Here is a 24,838-nt window from a genome sequence, read left to right on the forward strand (position 1 = left end):
ACGAGGCCGAACGCACCCGCGGCAGCACGCGGAATGCGCTGCCCGATGACCGACGCCGCCGACGGAACATTAGACTCATCGGATCGGCACGCTCGACCAGCTCAAACGCAAGGAGGCACGGGTGGACCTGCTGACCCGCATCGGGGGACCGCGCGACCTGGACCGGCTCAGCCTCGAGCAGCTGGACCAGCTCGCCGAGGAGATCCGTACCTTCCTCGTCGACGCGGTGTCCAAGACCGGAGGCCACCTCGGCCCGAACCTGGGCGTGGTCGAGCTGACCATCGCCCTGCACCGGGTGTTCGAGTCCCCGCAGGACAAGGTCCTCTTCGACACCGGCCACCAGAGCTACGTGCACAAGCTGCTCACCGGCCGGCAGGACTTCTCGAAGCTCAAGAGCAAGGGCGGCCTCTCCGGATACCCGTCCCGCGCCGAGTCCGAGCACGACGTCATCGAGAACTCGCACGCCTCGACCGTCCTCGGCTGGGCCGACGGCCTCGCCAAGGCCAACGAGGTCCTGAAGAGGAACGACCACGTCGTCGCGGTCATCGGTGACGGCGCGCTCACCGGCGGTATGGCCTGGGAGGCGCTGAACAACATCGCCGCCGCCAAGGACCGCCCCCTCGTCATCGTCGTCAACGACAACGAGCGCTCCTACGCCCCGACCATCGGCGGCCTCGCGAACCACCTCGCCACCCTGCGCACGACCGACGGGTACGAGCGGTTCCTGGCCCGCGGCAAGGATCTCCTGGAGCGCACGCCGGTCGTCGGCAAGCCGCTGTACGAGACCCTGCACGGTGCCAAGAAGGGCCTCAAGGACTTCATCGCCCCGCAGGGCATGTTCGAGGACCTCGGCCTCAAGTACGTCGGCCCGATCGACGGCCACGACATCGAGGCCCTGGAATCCGCGCTGACCCGTGCCAAGCGCTTCGGTGGCCCGGTCATCGTCCACTGCCTCACGGAGAAGGGCCGCGGCTACACCCCGGCCCTCCAGGACGAGGCCGACCGCTTCCACGCCGTCGGCAAGATCCACCCCGACACCGGCCTGCCCATCTCCACCTCCGGCCTCGACTGGACCTCGGTCTTCGGCGAGGAGATGGTCAAGCTCGGCCACGAGCGCGAGGACATCGTCGCGATCACCGCGGCCATGCTCCAGCCCGTGGGCCTCGGCAGGTTCGAGGAGGCCTTCCCGGACCGGATCTACGACGTCGGAATCGCCGAGCAGCACGGCGCGGTCTCCGCGGCCGGACTCGCCACCGGCGGACTCCACCCCGTCTTCGCGGTCTACGCGACCTTCCTCAACCGCGCCTTCGACCAGGTCCTCATGGACGTCGCCCTGCACAAGTGCGGTGTGACCTTCGTCCTGGACCGGGCCGGAGTCACCGGTACGGACGGCGCCTCGCACAACGGCATGTGGGACATGTCGATCCTGCAGTGCGTGCCGACCCTGCGGATCGCCGCCCCGCGCGACGCCGACCAGGTCCGCGCCCAGCTGCGCGAGGCCGTCGACGTGGACGACGCGCCGACCGTCGTCCGCTTCTCCAAGGGTGCGGTCGGTCCGGCGGTCAAGGCCGTCGGCACGGTCGGCGGCATGGACGTGCTGCGCCACGCGGGCACGGACGCTCCGGACGTCCTCCTGGTCTCCGTCGGCGCGCTCGCCCCGATGTGCCTGGAGATCGCCGCGCTGCTGGACGCCCAGGGCATCTCCACGACGGTGGTCGACCCGCGCTGGGTCAAGCCCGTCGACGAGGCACTCGCCCCGCTCGCCGCACAGCACCGCGTCGTCGTCACCGTCGAGGACAACAGCAGGGCGGGTGGTGTCGGCTCCGCCATCGCCCAGAACCTGCGGGACGCCGGGGTGGACGTACCCCTGCGCGACTTCGGAATCCCGCCGGTCTTCCTCGACCATGCCTCCCGCAAGGAGGTCATGGCCGAAATCGGCCTGACCGCACCGGACATCGCCCGTCAGGTCACCGGACTGGTGGCCAAGCTGGACGGCCGGTACGAGAGCCGGGCCGTGGAGCCCGTGCGCGACTGACGCCGCACCGGCCGGCACGGCGACTGCGCCCCCTCGCTCCGTACGGAGTCGAGGGGGCGCAGCCATGTGGTCACCGGGAGGTGAGGGCGTGTCCCGTGGGCGCTTTCACCGGCCGGGGCGCGAACGGGTGCCGTGTGTGCCCGCAGTACTCCGTTCGGCCGAGAAAGTTTCCCTCTCCCGTGCCCCATCGGGTGAATCGCCCCCTTCCGCCTCCCCTCAGCCGCGCGCCGTCTCGATCATGACCGTGATTCGGGTAACGCGAGGACGCGGCGACGGACGATCACGGAGGCAGACCGGTGAACACACTGTTTCGGACGAAGACGGTCGAACAGTCGATCAGGGACACGGAGGAACCGGAGCACGCGCTCAAGAAATCCCTCTCCGCGCTGGACCTCACGGTCTTCGGAGTGGGCGTCATCATCGGCACCGGAATCTTCGTTCTCACGGGCAAGGTCGCCAAGGAGACGGCGGGCCCCGCGACCGCTCTCGCCTTCGTGGCCGCCGGTGTCGTCTGCGCCCTGGCCGCACTCTGCTACGCCGAATTCGCCTCCACCGTTCCCGTGGCGGGATCCGCGTACACCTTCGCGTACGCCTCCCTCGGCGAACTCGTCGCCTGGATCATCGGCTGGGACCTGGTGCTCGAATTCGCCCTGGGCACGGCGGTGGTGGCGGTCGGCTGGTCCGGCTACGTCCGCTCGCTCATGGACAACATCGGCTGGACGATGCCCGACGCGCTCTCCGGTCCCGACGTGGCGGACGGATTCGGCTTCGACATCCTGGCCTTCGTGCTGGTCCTGATCCTGACGGTCATCCTCGTGCTCGGCATGAAGCTCTCCGCACGGGTGACGACGGTCGTGGTCGCCATCAAGCTGGCCGTGGTCGGCATCGTGATCGTCGCGGGCCTGTTCTTCATCAAGTCGGCCAACTACTCGCCGTTCATCCCCGACGCCCAGCCGCAGGAAGGTGGTTCGGGCCTGGACGCCCCGCTGATCCAGCTGATGTTCGGCTACGAACCGACGAACTTCGGCATCATGGGCATCTTCACCGCCGCCTCCGTCGTGTTCTTCGCCTTCATCGGCTTCGACGTCGTGGCCACCGCGGCCGAGGAGACCAAGGTCCCCCAGCGGGACATGCCGCGCGGCATCCTGGCCTCGCTCCTCATCTGCACGGTGCTCTACGTCGCCGTGTCGCTCGTGGTCACCGGTATGCAGCACTACTCCGAACTCTCCGTCAGCGCCCCGCTCGCGGACGCCTTCAAGGCCGTCGGCCACCCCTTCTACGCGGGCGTCATCAGCTTCGGCGCCGCGGTCGGCCTCACCACGGTCTGCATGATCCTGCTCCTCGGCCAGACCCGGGTGTTCTTCGCGATGAGCCGCGACGGGCTTCTCCCGCGCTTCTTCTCGGTGACGCACCCGCGATTCGGCACTCCGTACCGCCCGACCATCCTGCTCGGCGTGATCATCGCGATCGTGGCGGGGTTCACGAGCATCAACGAGCTCGCGACCCTGGTGAACATCGGCACGCTCTTCGCCTTCGTGGTCGTCGCCCTCGGCGTGATCGTCCTGCGCCGCACCCGCCCCGACCTGCACCGGGCCTTCCGTACCCCCTGGGTACCCGTGCTCCCGATCGTCTCGGTCGCGGCCTCGGTGTGGCTGATGCTGAACCTGCCGGCCGAGACGTGGCTCCGGTTCGCGATCTGGATGGCCATCGGCGTGGCCGTCTACTTCCTGTACGGGCGCCGGAACAGCCGTATGCAGAAGGAGACGGCCTCCTGAACCCTCAGGTCGCCCTAGGTGGCCCTCCGTGACGGCGGCAGCGGCCGTACCGTACGCGGGCCCGTGCACCGGGCCCCGTACGCCTCGACCCGCTGCCGTAGTCCGCGGTCGGCCGTGACCACGACGCAGGACCGTACGCCACGGGCGGCGGCGGCCAGTTCGGCGATCAGATCGTCCCCGCTGCCGGGCGCCGCCTCCGTACGTACCCCCGGCACGGACACGACCCCACGCGCCGCACCCTCCACGACCAGTACGAGCTCGACGGGACCGGCGTGCCCCGGCAGCCCTTCGGCGGCGTAGGGGACCAGCGCGTCCCGCAGCCGTTCGGCCGCCCCGCGCCGGTCCCGCCACCAACCATCGGGAACCGATCCCACCACATTGGCGGCGTCGACGATCACGAGCGTCCTCTCACCGGTCATCCCCGAAGGATGCCAGGTCAGCCGCCGGTGGCCGGCGACTTCTTGGCCGACTCGGGAATCGTGCCGTCCGTTCGGATCGCCTTCCACAGAGCACCGGCCCGCGGCTCCGCAGCGACCACGCGGTTCGGGTCCTGCTTGTCGTACGAGACCGGCAGCATGATCGTCTCCATGGAGGAGGGATCGACGCCGTTCATCGAGCGGGCGAACTCGGTGAGGGACGTCAGCGAGGCCAGCCCCTCGTCGGTCGTGAGCGACTTGGTGGCCGAGTTGGCGATCCTGTACGCGGTCGTCGGACTGCCGAGCAGGTCCTGAGACTTGATCTCGGTCAGCAACGCGAGCAGGAACTGCTGCTGGAGCCCGATCCGGCCGAGGTCGCTGCCGTCACCGATGCCGTGCCGCGTCCGGACGTAGGCGAGGGATTCGGTGCCGTCGAGCTTGTGCGAGCCGGCGGCCAGGTCGAGCCCGGAGGCCTTGTCCCGGATCGGTTCCTCGACCTCGACGGTGACGCCGCCGATCGCGTCGACCAGATCCTTGAACCCGGCGAAGTTGATCTCCAGGTAGTGGTCGATCCGGACCCCGGACATCTTCTCCACGGTCTTGACGACACAGGCCGGACCGACCTGGGAGTACACGGAGTTGAACATCACGCGCCCGGCGGACGGCATCTTCGAACCATCGGCCTTGCTGCACTCCGGACGGGTCACCAGGGTGTCGCGCGGAATGGACACGGCGACGGCCTCGGTCCGGCCCTCGGGTATGTGCACCACCATCGCGGTGTCGGACCGGGCGCCGCCGACGCTGCCGCCGCCGCCCAGCTCCTTGTTCTCAGCCCCGGCCCTCGAGTCCGATCCCAGCACCAGCAGGTTCTGCCCGGTGGTGGGGAGCTTCTCGGGGCGGTCCTTCTCGTCGAGCGCCTTGTTGATGTCGACGCCCTTGATGTTGCCGTCGAGGTCCTGGTACATCCAGTACGCCGTGCCGCCGCCGGCGAGCAGCAGGACGAGCACGACGCCAAGAGTGATCTTGAGGCCGCGGTGGCGCCCGCGTCCCTTCTTGCGGCCACGGCCTCCCGCTTGCGAAGCCGAGGAATCCTGGCGAGGGCCGGGTGTGCTCTGGTCGTGGCTCATCGTGGTCGAGTCCTCAAATCTCGTTGCCCGTTGCGGGCAGGGGAGTACGTGGGACCCGGGTGGGGGGTTTGACCGGCCCGTAAAAAAAGTTCGACTGACCGAGCACTATAGAACAGACAGGCGATGGAGCAGGTGAACCACGTGAACCTGGGGCGGATGATGCGGGTGATGTGCGGCCCTTCGCCCCGCATGACGTGGTTGATTGCGTGACGGGTCGTCAACGTGTCGGTGACCGTGCCGAGGTGAGGCCTCGCGCCCCGCTTCGCACACACGAACGGACGGGCCGCACAGGGAAAGATCCCTGTGCGGCCCGTCCGTGGGAGAAGTACGCGGTTACGCCGGAACGCTCGCCACGCCCTGCGCCAGGAACTTCTTGCCCGTGACCCGCTCGGAGACACCCTCGCGGTCCAGGTACGGCGTGATGCCGCCCAGGTGGAAGGGCCAGCCCGCGCCGGTGATCAGGCAGAGGTCGATGTCCTGGGCCTCGGCGACGACGCCCTCGTCCAGCATCAGACCGATCTCCTGCGCCACCGCGTCCAGGACGCGGTCGCGGACCTGCTCCTCGGACAGGACGGTGTCGCCCTGCTTGAGGAGGGCGGCGACCTCCGGGTCCAGCTCCGGCTTGCCGGAGTCGTAGACGTAGAAGCCGCGCTTGCAGGCCTTGACCACCGCGGCCAGGTTCTCGGAGACGGTGAAGCGCTCCGGGAAGGCGCGGTTCAGGGTCTCGGAGACGTGCAGACCGATCGCCGGGCCCACCAGCTCCAGGAGCACCAGCGGGGACATCGGCAGACCGAGGGGCTCGATGGCCTTCTCCGCGGTCTCGACCGAGGTGCCCTCGTCGATGATGTTCTGGATCTCGCCCATGAAGCGGGTGAGGATGCGGTTGACGACGAACGCCGGGGCGTCCTTCACCAGGACCGCGGTCTTCTTCAGCTTGCGGGCGACACCGAAGGCCGTGGCCAGCGAGGCGTCGTCGGTCAGCTCGCCGCGGACGATCTCCAGGAGCGGGAGGATCGCGACCGGGTTGAAGAAGTGGAAGCCGACGACCCGCTCGGGGTTCTTCAGCTTCGACGCCATCTCGGTGACCGAGAGGGACGAGGTGTTGGTGGCGAGGATCGCGTGCGCCGGGGCGACCGCCTCGACCTCCGCGAACACCTGCTGCTTGACGCCGATCTCCTCGAAGACGGCCTCGATGATGAAGTCGGCGTCGGAGAAGCCCTCGGCCTTGTCCAGCACACCGGAGACCAGGCCCTTGAGGCGGTTGGCCTTGTCCTGGTTGATGCGGCCCTTGCCGAGCAGCTTCTCGATCTCGGCGTGGACATAGCCCACACCCTTGTCGACGCGTGCCTGGTCGATGTCGGTCAGGACGACCGGCACCTCGAGGCGGCGCAGGAAGAGCAGGGCGAGCTGCGAGGCCATCAGGCCCGCGCCCACCACGCCGACCTTGGTGACCGGACGGGCCAGGGCCTTGTCCGGGGCACCGGCCGGGCGCTTGGCGCGCTTCTGGACCAGGTTGAAGGAGTAGATCCCGGAGCGCAGCTCGCCGCCCATGATCAGGTCCGCGAGGGCCTGGTCCTCGGCGTCGAAGCCGGCGCTCAGGTCGCCGTCCTTGGCCGCCGCGATGATCTCCAGCGCGCGGTACGCGGCCGGGGCCGCACCGTGCACCTTGGAGTCGGCGATGGCCCTGCCGCGGGCGACGGCCTGGTCCCAGGCCTCACCGCGGTCGATCTCCGGGCGCTCCACCGTGAGCGAGCCGTTCAGCACGGACGCGGTCCAGATCAGCGACTGCTCCAGGAAGTCCGCGCCCTCGAAGAGTGCGTCGGCGATCCCGAGCTCGAAGACCTGCTTGCCCTTGAGCTGACGGTTCTGGTTCAGCGAGTTCTCGATGATCACCGAGACCGCGCGGTCGGCACCGATCAGGTTGGGGAGCAGCGCACAGCCGCCCCAGCCGGGGACCAGGCCGAGGAAGACCTCGGGCAGCGAGAACGCGGGCAGCGCCTTGGAGACGGTGCGGTACGAGCAGTGCAGACCGACCTCGACACCGCCGCCCATGGCCGCGCCGTTGTAGTACGCGAACGTCGGGACCGCGAGGCCGGACAGCCGACGGAAGACGTCGTGGCCGCCCTTGCCGATGGCCAGCGCGTCCTTGTGCTCCTTGAGCAGCTCGACGCCCTTGAGGTCGGCGCCGACCGCGAAGATGAACGGCTTGCCGGTGATGCCGATACCGGTGATCGTGCCCTCGGCGGCCTCTTTCTCGACCTGGTCGATGGCGGCGTTCAGGTTCGCCAGCGACTGCGGTCCGAAGGTGGTCGGCTTGGTGTGGTCCAGGCCGTTGTCCAGCGTGATGAGGGCGAAGTTGCCCGCACCGGCCGGAAGGGCGAGGTGGCGTACGTGCGCCTGCGTGACGACTTCACCGGGGAACAGCTCGGCTGCACCCTTCAGAAGCTCGGTGGTGGAGCTCACTTGCTGCCTCCGGCTGCGTTCTCGAAGTGCGGGTTCTCCCAGACGACCGTCGCGCCCATGCCGAAGCCGACGCACATGGTGGTCAGGCCGTAGCGGACCTCCGGCTGCTCCTCGAACTGGCGGGCCAGCTGAGTCATCAGACGGACACCGGAGGAGGCCAGCGGGTGGCCGTAGGCGATCGCGCCGCCGTACTGGTTCACACGGGCGTCGTCGTCGGCGATGCCGTAGTGCTCCAGGAAGGCGAGCACCTGCACGGCGAACGCCTCGTTGATCTCGAAGAGACCGATGTCGGAGATGGACAGGCCCGCCTTGGACAGGGCCTTCTCGGTCGCCGGGATCGGGCCGTAGCCCATGACCTCCGGCTCGACGCCCGCGAAGGCGTACGACACGAGGCGCATCTTGACCGGGAGGCCCAGCTCGCGTGCGACGTCCTCGGCGGCGAGCAGCGAGGCGGTGGCGCCGTCGTTGAGACCCGCGGCGTTACCGGCCGTCACGCGGCCGTGGGCGCGGAACGGGGTCTTCAGACCGGCCAGGGACTCCATCGTGGTGCCCGGGCGCATCGGCTCGTCGGCGGTGACCAGGCCCCAGCCCGTCTCGCCCGCTTCGGGGTTGGTGCGGCGCACGGAGACCGGCACCAGGTCCTGCTGGATCTTGCCGTCGGCGTACGCCTTGGCGGCCTTCTCCTGCGAACGTACCGCGTACTCGTCGGCGCGCTGCTTGGTGATCGTGGGGTACCGGTCGTGCAGGTTCTCCGCGGTCATGCCCATGAACAGGGCGGACTCGTCGACCAGCTTCTCCGACACGAAGCGCGGGTTCGGGTCCACGCCCTCGCCCATCGGGTGGCGGCCCATGTGCTCGACACCACCGGCGACGACGACGTCGTACGCGCCGAACGCGATCGAACCGGCCGTCGCGGTGACGGCGGTCAGGGCGCCCGCGCACATGCGGTCGATCGAGTAACCGGGAACCGACTGCGGCAGACCGGCCAGGATTCCGGCGGTGCGGCCGAGGGTGAGGCCCTGGTCGCCGATCTGGGTGGTCGCGGCGATGGCGACCTCGTCGATCTTGGCGGGGTCCAGGTCCGGGTTGCGTCGCAGCAGCTCCCGGATGGCCTTCACGACGAGATCGTCGGCGCGGGTCTCGTGGTAGATGCCCTTCGGGCCCGCTTTGCCGAACGGGGTGCGGACGCCGTCGACGAAGACGACGTCCCGGATGGTACGAGGCACGGTGGCTCTCCTCCAGGGTGCGGGATGGCACTGCTGCGGGGCACGCCAGGAGCGCGCCGCCGCCCTCATGCTACTTGCGGGTAACCAGACTGCCCAGTCCCCACGGCCGGAGCGGCGAAGGTCACATGCCGGAAGTGGGCGGACCGGGTGCGGCGGGCGGGTGCGAGGAGAGCTCTACGGCCGCGGTCCGGGCCGCGAACGTGGCGTGAATTCGCTCCTTGCCGCGTGCCGTCAGGCCGCCTCAGCGGATGCAAGCCACGGAAGTCCCCGAAGCCGGCGCAACCGAACAGAACACCCCCGGCCCGGAGGCCAGGGGTGTTCAGGAGTGCAAGGGGTGAGCGGTCAGGAGCTCGCGCCGGCGCCCAGGGCACGCAGCAGCAGCGGGCCGACCTGCTCGATCTGCCAGTGCCTCGCGCCGTGCCCGGCGAGGGCGCTCTCGACCGCGTCCGGGGTCAGGTTCCTGGGCGGCTCCCAGCAGACCCTGCGCACGGTGTCCGGGGTGATCAGGTTCTCCTGGGGCATGTGCAGCCGCTCGGCGAGCTCCGACACCGCGGTGCGGGCCGCGGACAGCCGGGCCGCGGCGGCCGGGTCCTTGTCCGCCCAGGAACGGGGCGGCGGCGGTCCCGCGGGCTGCTGGCCGGGCTGCGGGAGCTCGGAGTCGGGCAGTTCCTTGGCCCGGTCGACGGCCGCCTGCCACTGCTCCAGCTGACGGCGGCCCATGCGGTGGCCGAAGCCGGGCAGCGCGGTCAGGGCCTGCACATTGACCGGCATGGCGAGGGCCGCCTCGACGATCGCGGCGTCACCGAGCACTTTGCCGGGCGAGATGTCACGGCGCTGCGCGACCTGGTCGCGGGCCGACCACAGCTCCCGTACGACCGCGATCTGGCGGCGCCGGCGCACCTTGTGCATGCCTGAGGTGCGGCGCCACGGATCCTTGCGCGGGGGTGCGGGCGGCGCCGAGGCGATCGCGTCGAACTCCTCCCGCGCCCACTCCAGCTTGCCCTGCCGGTCCAGCTCCTCCTCCAGGGCGTCGCGCAGGTCCACCAGCAGCTCGACGTCGAGCGCGGCGTAGCGCAGCCACGGGTCGGGCAGCGGGCGGGTGGACCAGTCGACCGCGGAGTGGCCCTTCTCCAGGGCGTATCCGAGCACGTTCTCGACTATGGCGCCGAGGCCGACCCGCGGGAATCCCGCCAGCCGTCCGGCGAGCTCGGTGTCGAAGAGCGAGGTGGGAACCATGCCTATGTCGCGCAGACAGGGCAGGTCCTGGGTGGCGGCGTGCAGGATCCACTCGGTGCCGGTGAGGGCTTCGCCGAGGCCCGACAGGTCAGGGCAGCCGACCGGGTCGATCAGCGCGCTTCCCGCGCCTTCGCGGCGCAGCTGAACGAGGTAGGCGCGCTGCCCGTAGCGATAGCCGGACGCACGCTCGGCATCGACGGCGACGGGGCCGCTGCCCGCGGCGAAGGCCGCGATGACCTCGGCCAGCGCGTCGTCGGTCGCCACCACCGGGGGAATGCCCTCGCGCGGTTCGAGCAAGGGGATCGGCGCCGGGGCGACGTCGTCCGGGGGAGCGCCCCCGGTGGTTCGCAGTGAGGTGTCTGCTGCGGTCTCTTGGGCGTCGGTCACATGCCAAGGGTATCTGTGTATGTACTGCGCCCGCCGACGGAACCTTCCGTCGACGGGCGCTGATGCGCGTAAACCGGCCTGGTGCGCATCTGTGCGCGCACCGTGGGACCGGGGTCAGTGGATGATGCCCGTGCGCAGGGCGACGGCGACCATTCCCGCTCGGTCTCCGGTGCCCAGCTTGCGGGCGATGCGGGCGAGGTGGCTCTTGACGGTGAGGGCGGAGAGGCCCATGGAGACGCCGATGGCCTTGTTGGACTGGCCTTCGGCGACCAGGCGGAGAACCTCCACCTCACGGCCGGACAGTTCGCGGTAGCCGCCCGGGTGGCTCGGGGAACCGGGGGGCCGGCGGTGCATACGGGCGGCATTGGCGCCGATCGGGGCGACGCCGGGGCGGGTGGGGTGACCGATGTTGGTGCGGGTACCGGTGACGACGTAGCCCTTCACGCCGCCCGCGAGGGCGTTGCGAACGGCGCCGATGTCATCGGCGGCGGAGAGGGCGAGGCCGTTCGGCCAGCCGGCGGCTCGGGTCTCGGACAGCAGGGTCAGCCCGGAACCGTCGGGCAGGTGGACGTCGGCAACGCAGATGTCGCGAGGGTTGCTGACGCGGGGGCGGGCCTCCGCGATGGACGACGCCTCGATGACGTCACGTACTCCGAGTGCCCACAGATGGCGGGTGACGGTGGAACGGACGCGCGGGTCGGCCACGACGACCATGGCCGTCGGCTTGTTCGGGCGGTAGGCGACCAGGCTTGCGGGCTGCTCGAGGAGAACGGACACCAGGCCTCCTGGGGAGTGGCGGGACGGGCCGGCTCGGGGATGAAGCCGGGGCGAACCGTGCTTGAAGGGTCATTGACCTCTTCGGCAGCAGACCCGTCCTCCTTTAGAGGAAGATCACGATTTGATGAGTAACAATTCGGGCAAATAGGACGCGCGATCGATTGTACGAAAAGAGAGCCGGCCTCTGTGCGACCGGCTCTCCCTGGGGCGACGCAGTGTTACGACACCTGTGGTCCACGCCGCTGAGGCAGGGTCACCACCGCGGCGTCGGACGTTCCCGACGGCGGCAGACCCGCGATCTGGCAGAGCAGATCACCCCACGCCACCAGGTGCGCAGCCACGTCCGGCACCCCGCCGCGCCCCTCGCGCGGCGTCCAGGAGGCCCGGATCTCGATCTGGGTCGCCGGCCGCCTCTCCGACAGCGCGCCGAAGTAGTGCGATCCGGCACGGGTCACCGTGCCGCCCGCTTCGCCGTACGACAGGCCGCGCGCGTCCAGCGCACCCGTCAGCCAGGACCAGCACACCTCGGGAAGCAGCGGATCGGCCGCCATCTCAGGTTCCAGTTCCGCCCGGACGAGCGTCACCAGGCGGAAGGTGCCCTGCCAGGCATCGTGCCCGGACGGATCGTGCAGCAGCACGAGGCGGCCGTCGGCCAGATCGTCCTCTCCGTCGACGACCGCGGCCTCCAGGGCGTACGCGTGCGGGGCGAGCCGTTGGGGCGGTCGTGTCGGCTCGACCTCCAGTTCGGGTCGCAGACGCGCGGAGCGGAGCGCATCGACAGCTGACCGGAACGCGGGTGGGACGGAATCACCCTCCGCACTCTTTTTGGTGTCAGCGCCATCGGAATGTTCGGAGAATTGTCCCTGAGCCGGAGCCATGCGGGGAAGAGTAGGCGGAACCGGAGCCTCGCGCAGGGAGGACACCCGGCCGGGGCAGCCCAGTACCGCTTCATGCGAAGATTCTGGCGTGAGTGCCAACGAAGGCCCCTCGGGCCCGCAGACGACATCCGCCACCCATGAGTCGGCGTTCCTCAAGGCGTGCCGGCGCGAGCCCGTACCGCACACGCCGGTCTGGTTCATGCGCCAGGCGGGGCGTTCGCTGCCCGAGTACCTGAAGGTCCGTGAGGGCATCGCGATGCTCGACTCCTGCATGATGCCGGAGCTGGTCACGGAGATCACGCTGCAGCCCGTGCGCCGTCACAAGGTCGACGCCGCCATCTACTTCAGCGACATCGTCGTCCCGCTCAAGGCCATCGGCATCGATCTCGACATCAAGCCCGGCATCGGCCCGGTGATCGCCGAGCCCGTCCGGACCCGCGCCGATCTTGCCCGGCTGCGCGACCTCACGCCCGAGGACGTCTCGTACGTCATCGAGGCCATCGGCATGCTCACGGCCGAACTGGGTGCCACGCCGCTCATCGGTTTCGCCGGTGCGCCGTTCACTCTCGCGAGCTACCTCGTCGAGGGCGGTCCGTCGCGCAACCACGAGCGCACCAAGGCCATGATGTACGGCGACCCGGAGCTCTGGGCCGATCTGCTCGACCGGCTCGCGGAGATCACCGGTGCGTTCCTGAAGGTCCAGATCGAGGCGGGCGCCTCGGCGGTCCAGCTCTTCGACTCCTGGGTCGGCGCGCTCGCCCCCGCCGACTACCGGCGCTCGGTCCTCCCGGCCTCCGCGAAGGTGTTCGACGCGGTCGCCGGATACGGCGTGCCCCGCATCCATTTCGGCGTCGGAACCGGTGAACTCCTCGGCCTCATGGGCGAGGCGGGCGCGGACGTCGTCGGCGTCGACTGGCGGGTGCCGATGGACGAGGCCGCACGCCGCGTCGGCCCCGGTAAGGCGCTCCAGGGCAACCTCGACCCCGCGGTGCTGTTCGCGCCGACCCCGGCGGTGGAGGAGAAGACCCGCGAGGTGCTGGACGCGGCTGCCGGCCTGGAGGGCCACATCTTCAACCTGGGCCACGGCGTCATGCCGTCCATGGACCCGGACGCGCTGACGCGGCTCGTGGAGTACGTGCACGAGCAGACCGCACACTGAGCCACGCCCCTCGCTACGCCCCGTCCGACAGCCCCGCCCGCACCGCCGTCACCGCCTTGCGGGCAGCCACCAGAACCGGGTCCCAGACCGGCGAGAACGGCGGGGCGTAGCCGAGGTCGAGCGCCGTCATGGCCTCCACCGTCATACCGGCGGTCAGCGCCACGGCCGCGACGTCCACACGCTTCGCCGCCCCGTCGCGGCCGACGATCTGCACACCCAGGAGCCGGCCGGTGCGGTACTCCGCCAGCATCTTCACCGTCATCGGCTGCGCTCCCGGGTAGTAGCCCGCCCGGCCCGTCGACTCGATCGTCGCCGTGACGTAGCGCAGGCCCACCGCGCGCGCGTCCTTCTCGCGCAGCCCGGTCCGGGCGATCTCCAGGTCGCAGACCTTGCTCACCGCCGTACCGACGACGCCGGGGAACGTGCCGTAGCCGCCGCCCACGTTGGAACCGATGATCTGGCCGTGCTTGTTGGCATGGGTGCCCAGGGCGATGTGCCGGGTGCGGCCTGCCACCAGATCGAGCACCTCGACGCAGTCGCCGCCCGCCCAGATGTTGTCGTGGCCCACGACCCGCATGGACAGGTCCGTCAGCAGCCCTCCGTGCGGACCGAGCGGCAGGCCGACCGCGCGGGCCAGAGCGGTCTCCGGCTCGACGCCGATGCCGAGCACCACCACGTCGGCCGGGTAGGTGCCGTCCTCGGTCGCGACCGCCGTGACACGGCCGTCCTCGCCGGTGAGGATCCGGGTGACGGCGGCGCCGTTGACGGTCGTGATGCCCAGGCCGTCCATCGCGTCGTGGACGAGGCGGCCCATGTCCGGGTCGAGCGTGGCCATGGGCTGTGCGCCGCGGTTGAGCACCGTCACCTCGAAGCCGCGCTTCAGCATCGCCTCGGCCATCTCGACGCCGATGTACCCCGCGCCGACCACGACGGCCCGGCGCCCCGGGGCCCGGTCCAGCGAGTCCAGGAGAGCCTGTCCGTCGTCGAGCGTCTGCACGCCGTGCACCCCGGGGGCGTCCATGCCCGGAAGACCGGGACGGACGGGCCGGGCTCCGGTCGCGATCACCAGCTTGTCGAAGCCCGTCCAGTACATCTCGCCGCTCTCGCGGTCCAGGGCCCGTACCCGTCGGCCGGCGACGTCGATCTCCGTCACCTCGGTGCGGGTGCGCAGATCGATCGAGCGGGCCCGGTGCTCCTCGGGCGTTCGGGCGACGAGGTCGTCACGCTTCTCGACGTCGCCGCCGACCCAGTACGGGATGCCGCAGGCGGAGTACGAGGTGAAGTGGCCGCGCTCGAAGGCGACGATGCTCAGCTCGTCCGGTTCCTTGAGCCTGCGGGCCTGCGACGCGGCGGACATGCCCGCCGCGTCGCCCCCGATGACCACAAGTCGCTCCGCTGCCATGCCGGGTCCCTTCGCCGTGGTGTCAGGGAGCCCACGCTACGGCGCTCACGGGGCCGGTGGGACCTCCCGGCCGGCAGGAGCCGCGGGCGAGGCCGCGGAAGCCCGTGCGGGCGCCTGAGCCGGCGTGCGGCGGCGCGGCAGGCGGCCGCGCAGAAGCCGCCACAGGAGCAGGAGTACAGCCGCGGCGGCCAGGAACGGCGCGGTGGCGCCTATGGCCACCGCGATCCACCGCAGCATCGTCACGAACGCGTCCCAGCCGCCGTCCAGCGCGTCCAGGAACCCCGTGTCCTCGTCCTCGGGATCCTTGTCGCGCCCGTACGGCTCGCTGAGTTCGAGCGTGATCGTCGCCAGCGAGGTGCGGTCCTTCAGGGAGGCCTGCTGGGCGAGCAGCGACTCCAGGGCGGCCTGGCGGTTGCTCAGTTCACCCTCCAGGGTCACCACATCGGTGAGCTTGGTGGCCTGGTCCATCAGCGCGCGGACCCGGTTGACGCTCGCCCGCTGGGTGGCGATACGGCTGTCGACGTCGACGACCTGTCCGGTGACGTCCTTCGCGTTCGACGTACGGGACAACAGCTTCCCGGACCCGGCGAGTTTGCGCAGGACCGCGTCGTACTGCTCCTGCGGGACACGCAGCACGAGGTGGGACACGTCGTGCGTGTCGTCGAGGCGTTCCGTGGTCTCGTCCGCGACGAGCCCTCCGGCGCCCTCCGCGGCGCTGCGGGCGGCGGCGACCGCCTTCGGCACGCTCTTCACCTCGACGTCGAGCGTCGCCGTGCGGATGACGTGCACGGCGACCGCACTGCCCGGCTTCGGCGCCGAGGAAGCCCTGTCCGCGGCCTTCCCGCCGTCCGAGTCCGCCTGGGCCGCCCCCTCCGCGCCCGGTGCCGCAGCCTTCTGGTCGGCCGCCACACCCTTGCTCTGCGAGTCGGCACCGCCATTGGCGCCGCACGCACCGGTGCCGAGCAGCACCACGAGCAGTCCGGCTGCCAGGGCGGCGCGTGAGCGGCGTCGGAGGACATGGGCGGGTGGATGACTGTCCGTGTGGCGTTCGATATGCATAACGCGTCCCCCCAGGGCCGTTGTTGATGGTGCCGGTTCGACGTACGAGGGGCCTGTGGGGGTTGCCTGTCAGCGGTTTCGAAGCGGTCACGGTAGGGACTCGGTCCGGGTTTGAGAGAGTGGACCCATGCAGGGTTCTCTTCAGCGCGACAACACGCGTACGGGTCATGTCGTCGTCATCGGTGGCGGCATCGCCGGACTGGCAGCCGCCCACCGGCTGCTCTCCACCGGTCTCCGGGTCACCCTCCTGGAGGCGACGGAGCGGCTCGGCGGCAAGCTGATGACCGGCGAGATCGCGGGCACCCGGGTCGACCTCGGCGCGGAGTCGATGCTCGCGCGGCGCCCGGAGGCGGTCGAGCTCGCCACCGCCGTCGGCCTCGGCGACCGTCTCCAGCCGCCCGCCACCGCCACCGCGTCGCTGTGGACGCGTGACGCCCTTCGGCCCATGCCCAAGGGACACGTCATGGGCGTGCCCGGCGACCCGGCTGCCCTCAGCGGTGTGCTCTCGCCGGAAGGGCTGGCCAGGATCGCCCAGGAGCGCGACCTCACGCCGACCGCCGTAGGCGACGACGTCGCGGTCGGTGCCTACGTCGCCGACCGGCTCGGCCGCGAGGTCGTGGACCGGCTCGTGGAGCCGTTGCTCGGCGGCGTGTACGCGGGCGACGCCTACCGGATTTCGATGCGTGCCGCCGTACCGCAGTTGTTCGAGGCGGTGAAGGAGGGCGGCTCGCTCCTCGACGGCGTGCTCCGCATCCAGGAGAGGGCCGCCGCCCGGCAGCAGACCGGACCGGTCTTCCAGGGCATCGACGGCGGCATCGGGACCCTGCCGGACGCCGTGGCCGACGCCGTGCGCGCCGGAGGCGCGGAGATCCTCACCGCCACCCCCGTGCTCGGGCTGACCCGGAGCGCCCGGGGCTGGGACATACGTACCGACACCCGGGTGATCTCCGCCGACGGCATCGTCCTGGCCACACCCGCCTGGTCCGCGTCCACACTGCTCGCCGCCGAGTGCCCGGCCGCCTCCGTCGACCTGGCCGCGGTCGAGTACGCCTCGATGGCCCTGATCACCATGGCCTTCCGGCGCTCCGACACCGCCGGTACCGAAGCACTGCGGGGGCGCTCCGGATTCCTCGTACCGCCCGTCGACGGGCGCACGATCAAGGCATCGACCTTCTCCAGCAACAAGTGGCAGTGGGTCGCCGACGCCGACCCCGGCCTCTTCGTCCTGCGCACCTCCGTCGGCCGCTACGGCGATGAGGACCACCTGCACCGTGAGGACTCCGAGCTCGTCGACGTGTCGCGCAGCGACCTCGCCGCCGCGACAGGGCTCACGGCCGTGCCCGTCGACACGGACGTCACCCGGTGGATCGGCGGCCTGCCGCAGTACCCCGTCGGGCATCTGACCCGCGTCGCCCGGATCCGCGACGAGGTCGCCGAGCTGCCGGGACTGCGGGTGTGCGGCGCGGTGTACGACGGGGTCGGGATCCCCGCCTGCATCGCGAGCGCCCGGCGGGCCGCGGACGAGATCGTCCAGGACCTGACGGGGAGGACCGCCGGTGGGACGCCGGGGAGCGCGGGGGAGATCATCGCCACGCCGCCCCCGGTTCAGGGCACTCGGAGCGAGGCGGGACAATAGCCGTATGAGTGCGCCAGAGAAGCTTCCGAACGCCGGTAAGAAGGCCAAGGACCTCAACGAGGTCATCCGCTACACGCTGTGGTCCGTCTTCAAGCTGCGAGATGTGCTCCCCGCCGACCGCGCCGGCTACGCCGACGAGGTCCAGGAGCTGTTCGACCAGCTCGGAGCCAAGGACATCACGGTCCGCGGCACGTACGACGTGTCCGGTCTGCGCGCCGACGCCGATCTCATGATCTGGTGGCACGCCGAGACCTCCGACGAGCTGCAGGAGGCGTACAACCTCTTCCGGCGCACCAGGCTGGGACGGGCACTGGAGCCGGTCTGGTCGAACATGGCGCTGCACCGTCCCGCCGAGTTCAACAAGTCGCACGTGCCGGCGTTCCTGGCCGACGAGACGCCGCGCGACTACATCAGCGTGTACCCGTTCGTGCGCAGCTACGACTGGTACCTGCTGCCGGACGAGGACCGCCGCCGCATGCTCTCGGACCACGGCAAGATGGCCCGCGGCTACCCCGACGTGCGTGCCAACACCGTCGCCTCGTTCTCGCTCGGCGACTACGAGTGGGTCCTCGCCTTCGAGGCCGACGAGCTGTACCGCATCGTCGACCTCATGCGTCATCTGCGGGCCTCCGAGGCGCGGTTGCACGTGCGCGAAGAGGTCCCGTTCTACACCGGGCGCAGGAAGTCCGTCGCAGACTTGGTGGCCGGGCTCGCATAGCCAGCGTTTCCGATCACCCGACCCGGAAGATCAGTTGGCGGGCAACGCCGTGCAATGGCGCCGCCCGTCGTTCCAGCGACACCGGGTCCGGTTCCGGGGCCACTTCGGCCTCGGACCGGCGAACTGCGGTGGTCTGCGGGGGAGTCAGCCATACCTCCCCGCAGGCCGCCGTTCCTCGTTTTCGCAGGGCCGATGACCGGCAGCTGTGTCCCGGGCGTTCATCGGCCCGAATACGCCGTGCGGCCGCTGCGCAGAGCCGCACGCAGTCCCGGGTCCTCCACGGCACCCACACCCCGTACCGCCACCGCCGCCAGCAGATCGCGGTCCGCTCCGTACGCCGGCGCGGGCAGTGAGTCCAGCCACTGCTGTCCGGACGGCGAGGCCCACGGGCTGTACGGATGGTTCTCGACCCGGGCGATGGCCAGGCAGCCCAGCGTGAGGACGAGCGGCAACCCGAACCAGGCCACCACCGGACCCGCGTACCCGGGGTCCTGACCGGGAATCAGGGTGGCGGCTGCGGCCAGCACCACCACCAGCGCGGCCGCGCCCCGTACGGCCCGCACCGCCGACTCCAGGGTCGTCCGGGTCCCGTGCGGTACGGCGAGGCCCGCCGCGACGAGCCGGTCGGCGAGGGTGCGTACGGCCTCGGCGGCCGCGGCAGCGGCCCGTATCGGGGCTATCCGGGACTGCCCCTCCGGGCCGATCGCACGGATCACCGTGCGCTCCACCTCGTCCCGGCCCTCCGGATCGACGACCGTCGCCCAGCCGGTGTGGGCGAGCAGCAGCCGGCGCCGCAGGTGCATGGAGACCAGTACCAGATCGGCGACCCGGTGCGGGCCGCCGGCCAGGAAGGCCGTCTCGTACAGGTTGAGTTCGTGCAGGGCGGGTTCGCGCGCGGCCTCGGACGGCCGCTGGGCCGCACCTGCGGTGACGAGGCAGAGCCGGATGCAGGAGATGGCCGCCGCGCCCCACGCGACCAGAAGGAACAAGACCCAGAGCATGGCGGAGTTCTATGCGAGACGGGCATGCGGGCGCCATGGGCTGTTCACGATATGGACGAATTGTGGTCACGGACGGTTATCGGTGGCCGAAACCATGCGTTCAGGAACTGCTGCCACAGCTCGAACCACTGCTGCTGCCGCAACTCGATCCGCTGCTGCTGCTACAGCTCGACCCGCCACTCGATCCGCCGCAGCTCGATCCGGAACTGCAGCTCGATCCGGAGCTGCAGGAGGATCCCGGCCCGTGGCCGCCACCGCCGCCGGAACTTCCGCAGCCCCCACCACCGCCGGGGCTCGACCCGGCGCACCACATCACCGGCAGGAGCGCGGCGCTCGCGGCGTAGGAGTCCGTCGAGGGGGAGGGCGACCGGGAGGACGACGAGGAGCGCCCGGCGGGCCGGTGGCGCGCGGCTGCGAGCAACTGCCCCTGGAGTGCGGGGTCGGGGAGCGCGCCCAGCCCTCGTGTGGCCACCAGGTGGGCCGGGTCGCCCACGTAGGCGTGGGCGGCCGTGTAGCCGTCGGCGGCCCGGCGCCCCGCCCGGGTGATCCGCGCCTTGGCCGACGCGGCCATGAGACCGCCCACCAGGGCTCCGCCCGCGAGTGCGGGTAGCACCTTCACGATGAACGGGAACGGCATGTCCGCGTAGCCCTCGTGCAGGCCGTACTGGACGAAGGTCAGCAGCAGACTGACGGGGCCGGCCACCAGGCACACCGACAGCTGGGCGATGGCCCACCGCCGGCGGGTCCGGTTCTCCTCCGGGGCGACCATCAGCCCGCGCGCCGCGAGTCCGTCGCCGATCTCCTGCACCGCCGGATGCCGCATCACGGCCCGCCGCAGCGTGTGCAGGGCTCCGCTCGGGGCGGCGCCCAGCTCCTGGAGCACGGCACGCTCCACCGCGTCCCTGGCCTCCGGGCGCTGTACGGCGACGATGCCCGGACCGCCGATGGCCAGCCGCCCGTCGGTGTGCAGGGCGGTGAGCGCGGTGTCCACGACCCTGGCCGGACCGCCGTTCAGGAAGGCGGCCTCGGAGAGGTCGTGCACGTACGCGTCGGGGCCGCCGTGGCGGCCCGATTTGCGGGTCGCGACGATCAGGAGCGTCGAGGAGACCACGACGGCGAGAGTCATCAGAAGGGCAAGGGCGTTCATCGGGGTCACCTTCCCATGAGAGCGGTACGGGCTGCCCGGACGAGACGGGTGCCGCGGCGTGGCGGCCGGGCGGCCGCCCGGTCCTGCCACCAGTGGGTCAGCCTGCGGCGGGCCACGTCGTCGGCCGGAGCCCCCGCCACGAGCAGCTGCTCGGCGAAGGCCAGGGCGTCACGACGGTAACCGCCGGACATGGGCCGGGTCCTGGCGTACGCGAGGAACGCGCTCCGGTAGCCGTCGCCGAGGATCTCCGGGAGCTCCGGTGCCACCTTGGCGACGACCTCGGCCCGCTTGGCGGCCAGGGCGCGGCTCTGCACCCCGAGCCGCCGGTGGTCGAAGCCCTCCGGCGCGGGCGTGCCCGCGACGAGCGACGAGAGCAGTGCGGTCTGCGCGACGGCGGTCCGGTCGCGGGCGCCGGCGGCCCGGCCGGCCGGTTCCCGGGACCGGGCGGGCGGCCGTCGCACGGGTGCCGGGACGTCGGCCGCCCCGGCCAGCGTGGCGCGGATCGCGGCCAGTTCACCCGCCAGTTCGGCGGTCGGCGGGAAGTCGTCGTCGCGCTCCAGCAGGACGCCGGGCGGATCGACCCGGGAGCGGAGCTCGGCCAGCACGTCCAGGACGGGCTGCGTCACGGGATGGGCGTGCGTGTCGTGCCAGACCCCGTCCCTCTCCATGCCGCCCGCCACATGGACGTACGCGATGGCCTCGACCGGCAGTTCGTCGAGGGCCGTCGCAGGGTCCTCGCCCCGGTTGACGTGATTGGTGTGCAGATTGGCGACGTCGATCAGCAGCCGCACGCCGGTGCGCTCGACCAGCTCCGCGAGGAACTGCCCCTCGGTCAGCTCCTCGTCCGGCCAGGAGATCAGCGCGGCGATGTTCTCCAGGGCCAGCGGCACGGGCAGCGAGTCCTGGGCGATCCGCACGTTCTCGCACAGCACCTCCAGCGCGTCCCAGGTCCGCGGCACGGGCAGCAGGTGCCCCGCCTCCAGCCCCGGCGACGCGGTGACCGGCCCCCCGGCCCGTACGAACGCGATGTGCTCCGTCACCAGCGGCGCGCCCAGCAGCGTGGCCCGCGCCGCCATGTCGGCGAGGCGGCCCGCGTCGGGTCGGTCGGCCCCGCCGAGGCCCAGCGAGACGCCGTGCGGGACGACGGTGACGCCGCGCTCCCTGAGGCGCGCGAGAGACGCGGGGAGGTGGTCGGTGCAGATGTTCTCCGCAACCGCCTCGACCCAGTCGATCCCGGGCAGCGCTTCGATGACGTCCTCGATCTCAGGCCGCCAGCCGATTCCCGTTCCCAGCTTCATCCGTCCCCCTCCTCGGTCCGTCGCTCCGTGCAGGGGTCATGGCCCCGTCACGCGGCGGCGAATCCGAAAAGGGGGACGTTCAGAGCTTGATTTGAGGTTCCGCGGCTACGGCTGGGGCAGCGGCTCCATCGTGGGCGGCACCGGGCGCGAGGTGAACGACTGGTCCCCGGTCGGCGTCACCGGTATCGGGACCTGCGGGACTCCACCGCCCGGCACGGGCGGGCCCGAAGGGCTGGCCGTCGACGCGCCGGCCGCCTCGCGGGCCAGGCCGTCGAAGTCGACGAACCCGGTGCGCTCCAGCATGGTGATGTGGTCCAGGACGGTCTGGTTGGCGTCCGAGGCCAGCTGCCTGATCAGCGAGTTGCGCGTGGTGTGCCGGACCTGCGCTATCAGCGCGAACACCTTGCCGTGCGCGTTGCGCAGCAGATTGGCGAACTTGCGCTCGTACTCCTGGCCGCTCGCCGCCGTCAGCTCGTTCAGCCAGCCCTGCTGGATGTCCGACGGCTGGTTCGGCAGCTCCACGCCGAGTTTGGCGGCCACGTCCCGCGCCCGCCGGTCCAGATCCGTGTGCCCGACCACCAGGTGGTCGCCCGCCTCCTTCATCGCCTCGCTCGGTGCGCGTTCGATGGCCTGCTGCCCCGCCGGCAGCTCCCACAGTCCGGCGAGGCGCACCTTCACCAGGAAGTCCCGGTCGGTCGCGGAGAGCGGGCCCCACTGGGTGGCGACACTGGACGCGTTCAGGTTGGCTTCGCCGGTCCCTGAGCGGTCGGCATAGGACCAGACGGGATAGGCGAGCGCGCCGAGCGTGGCGACAAGTGCCGCGATGATGAGGGCCGTTCCGTTGATGCGTCGCAACAATTGTGTCTCCCGGGCCGATACATGACAGCTCTGAACCAACCGCCAACTGACTCGCCGATCAACCTACTCGTCAGTAATGGCGGTGCGGCAGTACCCGGAGGTACGTATTTCGGCGCAGGGATGTTCAGCGGGAGGACGAGCGATCTTCAGCGGCGCAGTGCCGGATGGTCCGCGACCACCGTGCAGGACCCCGGCGCGATCTCGGTGAACCCGGCGTCGCGCACCACCGGCAGGCCGCTCACGGTGAGTTCACGCCAGCGGTCCGGGGCAGGGGTGGCCACGGAGAGGGGGAAACCCGCCTCCCGCCACGTCTTGCGCTCCGTGTCCGACAGCTCCCACCAGGCGAGCTGCGCGCCGTGCCCGGCCTGGGCCATCGTCTTGCCCGCCGACATGCCGAGCTCCGGATTCAGCCAGAGCACCGGCTCGGTCCCGTCGGGCGCGGCCGGTGGCTCGGGGTCGTCCAGATCCGTGCCCGACACCTGGAGCTTGGCCAGTTCCTTCGGCCAGCCGTCCAGCGGCACCGGCGGGAACACCCGCACCTCGGCCTGCTCGCCCGTGACCGTGATCCCGGGCAGCGCGGACGCCTTGCGCCACTCCGCACCGCGTGCGCGCCGCACCACCTTGCGAATCCGGGCGTCCTGCCAGTCCCGCATGAGCTGCGCCCACTCACCCTCACCGAGCGAACGCTCGTCGGAGAGCATCGTGAGCACCGCGCGGGCGGCGGTCCGAAGCGCGTCGGTCCGTGCCGGTGGATCCGTCTTCTCGATGTGCACCACCAGCGGCAGCACGAACTGAGGTGCCTCGTCGCGCGCCGTCGGCTCGGTGCGGAACGGACTGTCCGCAGGGTCTGCGGGAAAGGACTCGGGAAGGTCTTCGCTGCTCACGCAGTCCAGTCTGCCAGGCCCTCGCAAACCGGTTCTTGGCGGAACGCGGGGCTCCGGGTGAGGATGCACTGCATGAAGAGCGACCTCTTTTCCAGCGAGCACATGGCCCAGCAGGCCACCACCCCCGGTATGTCCCTGCAGAACGCCAAGTCCATCAAGTACGCCGTCAACGGTGAGATGCACGCGCGTCAGGGATCGATGATCGCCTTCCGCGGCAGTCTCCAGTTCGAACGCAAGGGCCAGGGCATCGGCGGCATGCTCAAGCGCGCGGTCACCGGCGAGGGGCTGGCGCTCATGGCGGTCCGCGGCCAGGGCGAGGCGTGGTTCGCCCACGAGGCGGCCAACTGCTTCATCGTCGAGATGGACCAGGGCGACGTCCTGACCATCAACGGCCGCAACGTCCTCTGTTTCGACGCGAGCCTCTCGTACGAGATCAAGACCGTGAAGGGTGCCGGAATGACCGGCGGCGGCCTCTTCAACAGCGTCTTCAGCGGCTACGGCAAACTCGGCCTGATCTGTGACGGCCAGCCCATCGTGATACCCGTGACCGCCCAGCAGCCGGTGTACGTCGATACGGACGCGGTCGTCGGCTGGAGCGCCCAGCTCTCCACCTCGCTGCACCGCTCGCAGAGCTTCGGATCCATGGTGCGCGGCGGTTCGGGCGAGGCCGTCCAGCTGATGCTCCAGGGCGAGGGGTTCGTGATCGTACGGCCCAGCGAGCTCAAGCCGGAGAAGGCGTCGGCCAACTGAACCTCCACGGGGTGGGCCGCCGGTACGGCCTCCGCGGCCCCTGGGTGCTGCGGGGGGTCGATCTGGTACTGCCCGCGCGCGGCCTGGTCCGGATCGAGGGAGCCAACGGGACGGGCAAATCGACCTTGTTGCGGCTGCTCGCGGGTATCGACGCGCCGTCCGAGGGACGGATCACGGGCAGGCCGCGTACCGCGTACGTCCCCGAGCGCTTCCCGGCCGCCCTGCCCTTCACCGCGGCCGGCTATCTCGTCCACCTCGGCCGGATCCACGGACTGCGGACCGCCGAGGCGGCTTCGCGTGCTGAGGAGTGGCTGACGCGCTTCGGGGCGGCGGAGCACGCCCGTACACCGCTCGCGGAGCTGTCCAAGGGCACCAGCCAGAAGGTCGCCGTCGCCCAGGCGCTCCTGGCCGAGCCGGACCTTCTCGTCCTGGACGAGGCATGGACCGGGCTGGACACCGGGGCCCGGGACGAACTGGACCGGGCCGTCGGCGCACGGGTCCTGGCGGGGGCCACCGTCGTCTTCGTCGACCACGATCCGCGCCGTCTGGCCGACAGCGTCGATGCCGCGTACCGGCTGGAAGGCCGCACCCTTGCCCCGGCGGGAC

The 24,838-nt window shown here is 70.9% G+C and carries 20 protein-coding genes and 1 pseudogene; 7 read left to right on the top strand and 14 right to left on the bottom strand.

Features of this window, described 5'->3' with window-relative positions:
• Positions 1-121: 121 nt before the first annotated feature.
• Together dxs and ABZS61_RS16125 are read left to right on the top strand one after the other, a co-directional pair.
• Positions 122-2,035: a 1-deoxy-D-xylulose-5-phosphate synthase gene (dxs, locus tag ABZS61_RS16120; RefSeq protein ID WP_356420428.1), complete on the top strand. Its 1,914-nt coding sequence runs from the start codon at positions 122-124 to the stop codon at positions 2,033-2,035.
• Between the two features lie 305 nt (positions 2,036-2,340).
• The gene (locus ABZS61_RS16125; RefSeq protein ID WP_356421110.1) at positions 2,341-3,810 is read left to right on the top strand and encodes an amino acid permease; all 1,470 of its coding nucleotides are present in this window, start codon (positions 2,341-2,343) and stop codon (positions 3,808-3,810) included.
• 14 nt (positions 3,811-3,824) lie between these two features.
• On the opposite strand, the gene ABZS61_RS16130 is transcribed toward ABZS61_RS16125, so the two are convergent.
• From ABZS61_RS16130 to ABZS61_RS16160, 7 genes are all read right to left on the bottom strand, one after another.
• Positions 3,825-4,229, bottom strand: coding sequence for an NTP pyrophosphohydrolase (locus tag ABZS61_RS16130; RefSeq protein ID WP_356420431.1), 405 nt, complete (start codon positions 4,227-4,229; stop codon positions 3,825-3,827).
• 17 nt (positions 4,230-4,246) lie between these two features.
• Positions 4,247-5,353: an LCP family protein gene (locus ABZS61_RS16135; protein ID WP_356420433.1), complete on the bottom strand. Its 1,107-nt coding sequence runs from the start codon at positions 5,351-5,353 to the stop codon at positions 4,247-4,249.
• A 333-nt stretch (positions 5,354-5,686) separates the two neighbouring features.
• Positions 5,687-7,816, bottom strand: a complete 2,130-nt coding sequence (locus tag ABZS61_RS16140; RefSeq protein WP_356420435.1) for a 3-hydroxyacyl-CoA dehydrogenase NAD-binding domain-containing protein — start codon at positions 7,814-7,816, stop codon at positions 5,687-5,689.
• Positions 7,813-9,042 (bottom strand): acetyl-CoA C-acyltransferase, encoded by a 1,230-nt coding sequence (locus tag ABZS61_RS16145; protein WP_356420437.1) that lies wholly within the window; start codon positions 9,040-9,042, stop codon positions 7,813-7,815. The genes ABZS61_RS16140 and ABZS61_RS16145 overlap by 4 nt, the downstream gene beginning before the upstream one ends.
• Before the next feature lie 342 nt (positions 9,043-9,384).
• The gene (locus ABZS61_RS16150; RefSeq protein WP_356420439.1) at positions 9,385-10,665 is read right to left on the bottom strand and encodes a ribonuclease D; all 1,281 of its coding nucleotides are present in this window, start codon (positions 10,663-10,665) and stop codon (positions 9,385-9,387) included.
• Positions 10,666-10,779: 114 nt separating this feature from the next.
• Positions 10,780-11,442, bottom strand: a complete 663-nt coding sequence (locus tag ABZS61_RS16155; RefSeq protein WP_351180313.1) for a response regulator transcription factor — start codon at positions 11,440-11,442, stop codon at positions 10,780-10,782.
• Between the two features lie 218 nt (positions 11,443-11,660).
• Complete coding sequence (locus ABZS61_RS16160) at positions 11,661-12,320, bottom strand: DUF3000 domain-containing protein (protein ID WP_356420442.1); 660 nt, start codon at positions 12,318-12,320, stop codon at positions 11,661-11,663.
• An 88-nt stretch (positions 12,321-12,408) separates the two neighbouring features.
• Here ABZS61_RS16160 and hemE point away from each other — a divergent pair, with 88 nt between their 5' ends.
• A complete protein-coding gene (gene hemE, locus ABZS61_RS16165; protein ID WP_356420444.1) occupies positions 12,409-13,479 on the top strand; it encodes a uroporphyrinogen decarboxylase in 1,071 nt (356 codons plus the stop codon).
• A 13-nt stretch (positions 13,480-13,492) separates the two neighbouring features.
• On the opposite strand, the gene ABZS61_RS16170 is transcribed toward hemE, so the two are convergent.
• Both ABZS61_RS16170 and ABZS61_RS16175 read right to left on the bottom strand, forming a co-directional pair.
• Positions 13,493-14,881, bottom strand: a complete 1,389-nt coding sequence (locus tag ABZS61_RS16170) for an FAD-dependent oxidoreductase (RefSeq protein WP_356420447.1) — start codon at positions 14,879-14,881, stop codon at positions 13,493-13,495.
• A 45-nt stretch (positions 14,882-14,926) separates the two neighbouring features.
• The gene (locus tag ABZS61_RS16175) at positions 14,927-15,940 is read right to left on the bottom strand and encodes a DUF4349 domain-containing protein (protein WP_356420449.1); all 1,014 of its coding nucleotides are present in this window, start codon (positions 15,938-15,940) and stop codon (positions 14,927-14,929) included.
• Between the two features lie 127 nt (positions 15,941-16,067).
• Here ABZS61_RS16175 and hemG point away from each other — a divergent pair, with 127 nt between their 5' ends.
• The gene (gene hemG / locus ABZS61_RS16180; protein ID WP_356420452.1) at positions 16,068-17,576 is read left to right on the top strand and encodes a protoporphyrinogen oxidase; all 1,509 of its coding nucleotides are present in this window, start codon (positions 16,068-16,070) and stop codon (positions 17,574-17,576) included.
• Between the two features lie 4 nt (positions 17,577-17,580).
• A complete protein-coding gene (hemQ, locus tag ABZS61_RS16185) occupies positions 17,581-18,294 on the top strand; it encodes a hydrogen peroxide-dependent heme synthase (RefSeq protein WP_356420454.1) in 714 nt (237 codons plus the stop codon).
• Positions 18,295-18,512: 218 nt separating this feature from the next.
• Here the strand turns inward: hemQ and ABZS61_RS16190 are convergent, their stop codons facing one another.
• From ABZS61_RS16190 to ABZS61_RS16210, 5 genes are all read right to left on the bottom strand, one after another.
• Positions 18,513-19,295 (bottom strand): TIGR04222 domain-containing membrane protein, encoded by a 783-nt coding sequence (locus ABZS61_RS16190; RefSeq protein ID WP_356420456.1) that lies wholly within the window; start codon positions 19,293-19,295, stop codon positions 18,513-18,515.
• 100 nt (positions 19,296-19,395) lie between these two features.
• Positions 19,396-20,442, bottom strand: a complete 1,047-nt coding sequence (locus ABZS61_RS16195; protein ID WP_356420459.1) for a TIGR04222 domain-containing membrane protein — start codon at positions 20,440-20,442, stop codon at positions 19,396-19,398.
• 5 nt (positions 20,443-20,447) lie between these two features.
• A complete protein-coding gene (locus ABZS61_RS16200; RefSeq protein ID WP_356420462.1) occupies positions 20,448-21,740 on the bottom strand; it encodes a DUF692 domain-containing protein in 1,293 nt (430 codons plus the stop codon).
• Positions 21,741-21,845: 105 nt separating this feature from the next.
• A complete protein-coding gene (locus tag ABZS61_RS16205; RefSeq protein ID WP_356421113.1) occupies positions 21,846-22,595 on the bottom strand; it encodes a DUF4142 domain-containing protein in 750 nt (249 codons plus the stop codon).
• A 149-nt stretch (positions 22,596-22,744) separates the two neighbouring features.
• Positions 22,745-23,482 carry an aminoacyl-tRNA hydrolase gene (locus ABZS61_RS16210; protein ID WP_356420464.1) on the bottom strand — a complete coding sequence of 246 codons (738 nt, stop codon included), beginning with the start codon at positions 23,480-23,482 and terminating at the stop codon, positions 22,745-22,747.
• A gap of 72 nt (positions 23,483-23,554) precedes the next feature.
• Between ABZS61_RS16210 and ABZS61_RS16215 the strand changes: the two genes are divergently transcribed.
• A complete protein-coding gene (locus ABZS61_RS16215; RefSeq protein ID WP_356420467.1) occupies positions 23,555-24,232 on the top strand; it encodes an AIM24 family protein in 678 nt (225 codons plus the stop codon).
• A gap of 44 nt (positions 24,233-24,276) precedes the next feature.
• Positions 24,277-24,612: pseudogene (locus ABZS61_RS16220) on the top strand (ATP-binding cassette domain-containing protein); the annotation flags it as partial.
• Positions 24,613-24,838 lie beyond the last annotated feature (226 nt).

The organism is Streptomyces sp. NPDC005566, from assembly GCF_040605575.1.
Classification (GTDB): Bacteria; Actinomycetota; Actinomycetes; order Streptomycetales; family Streptomycetaceae; genus Streptomyces.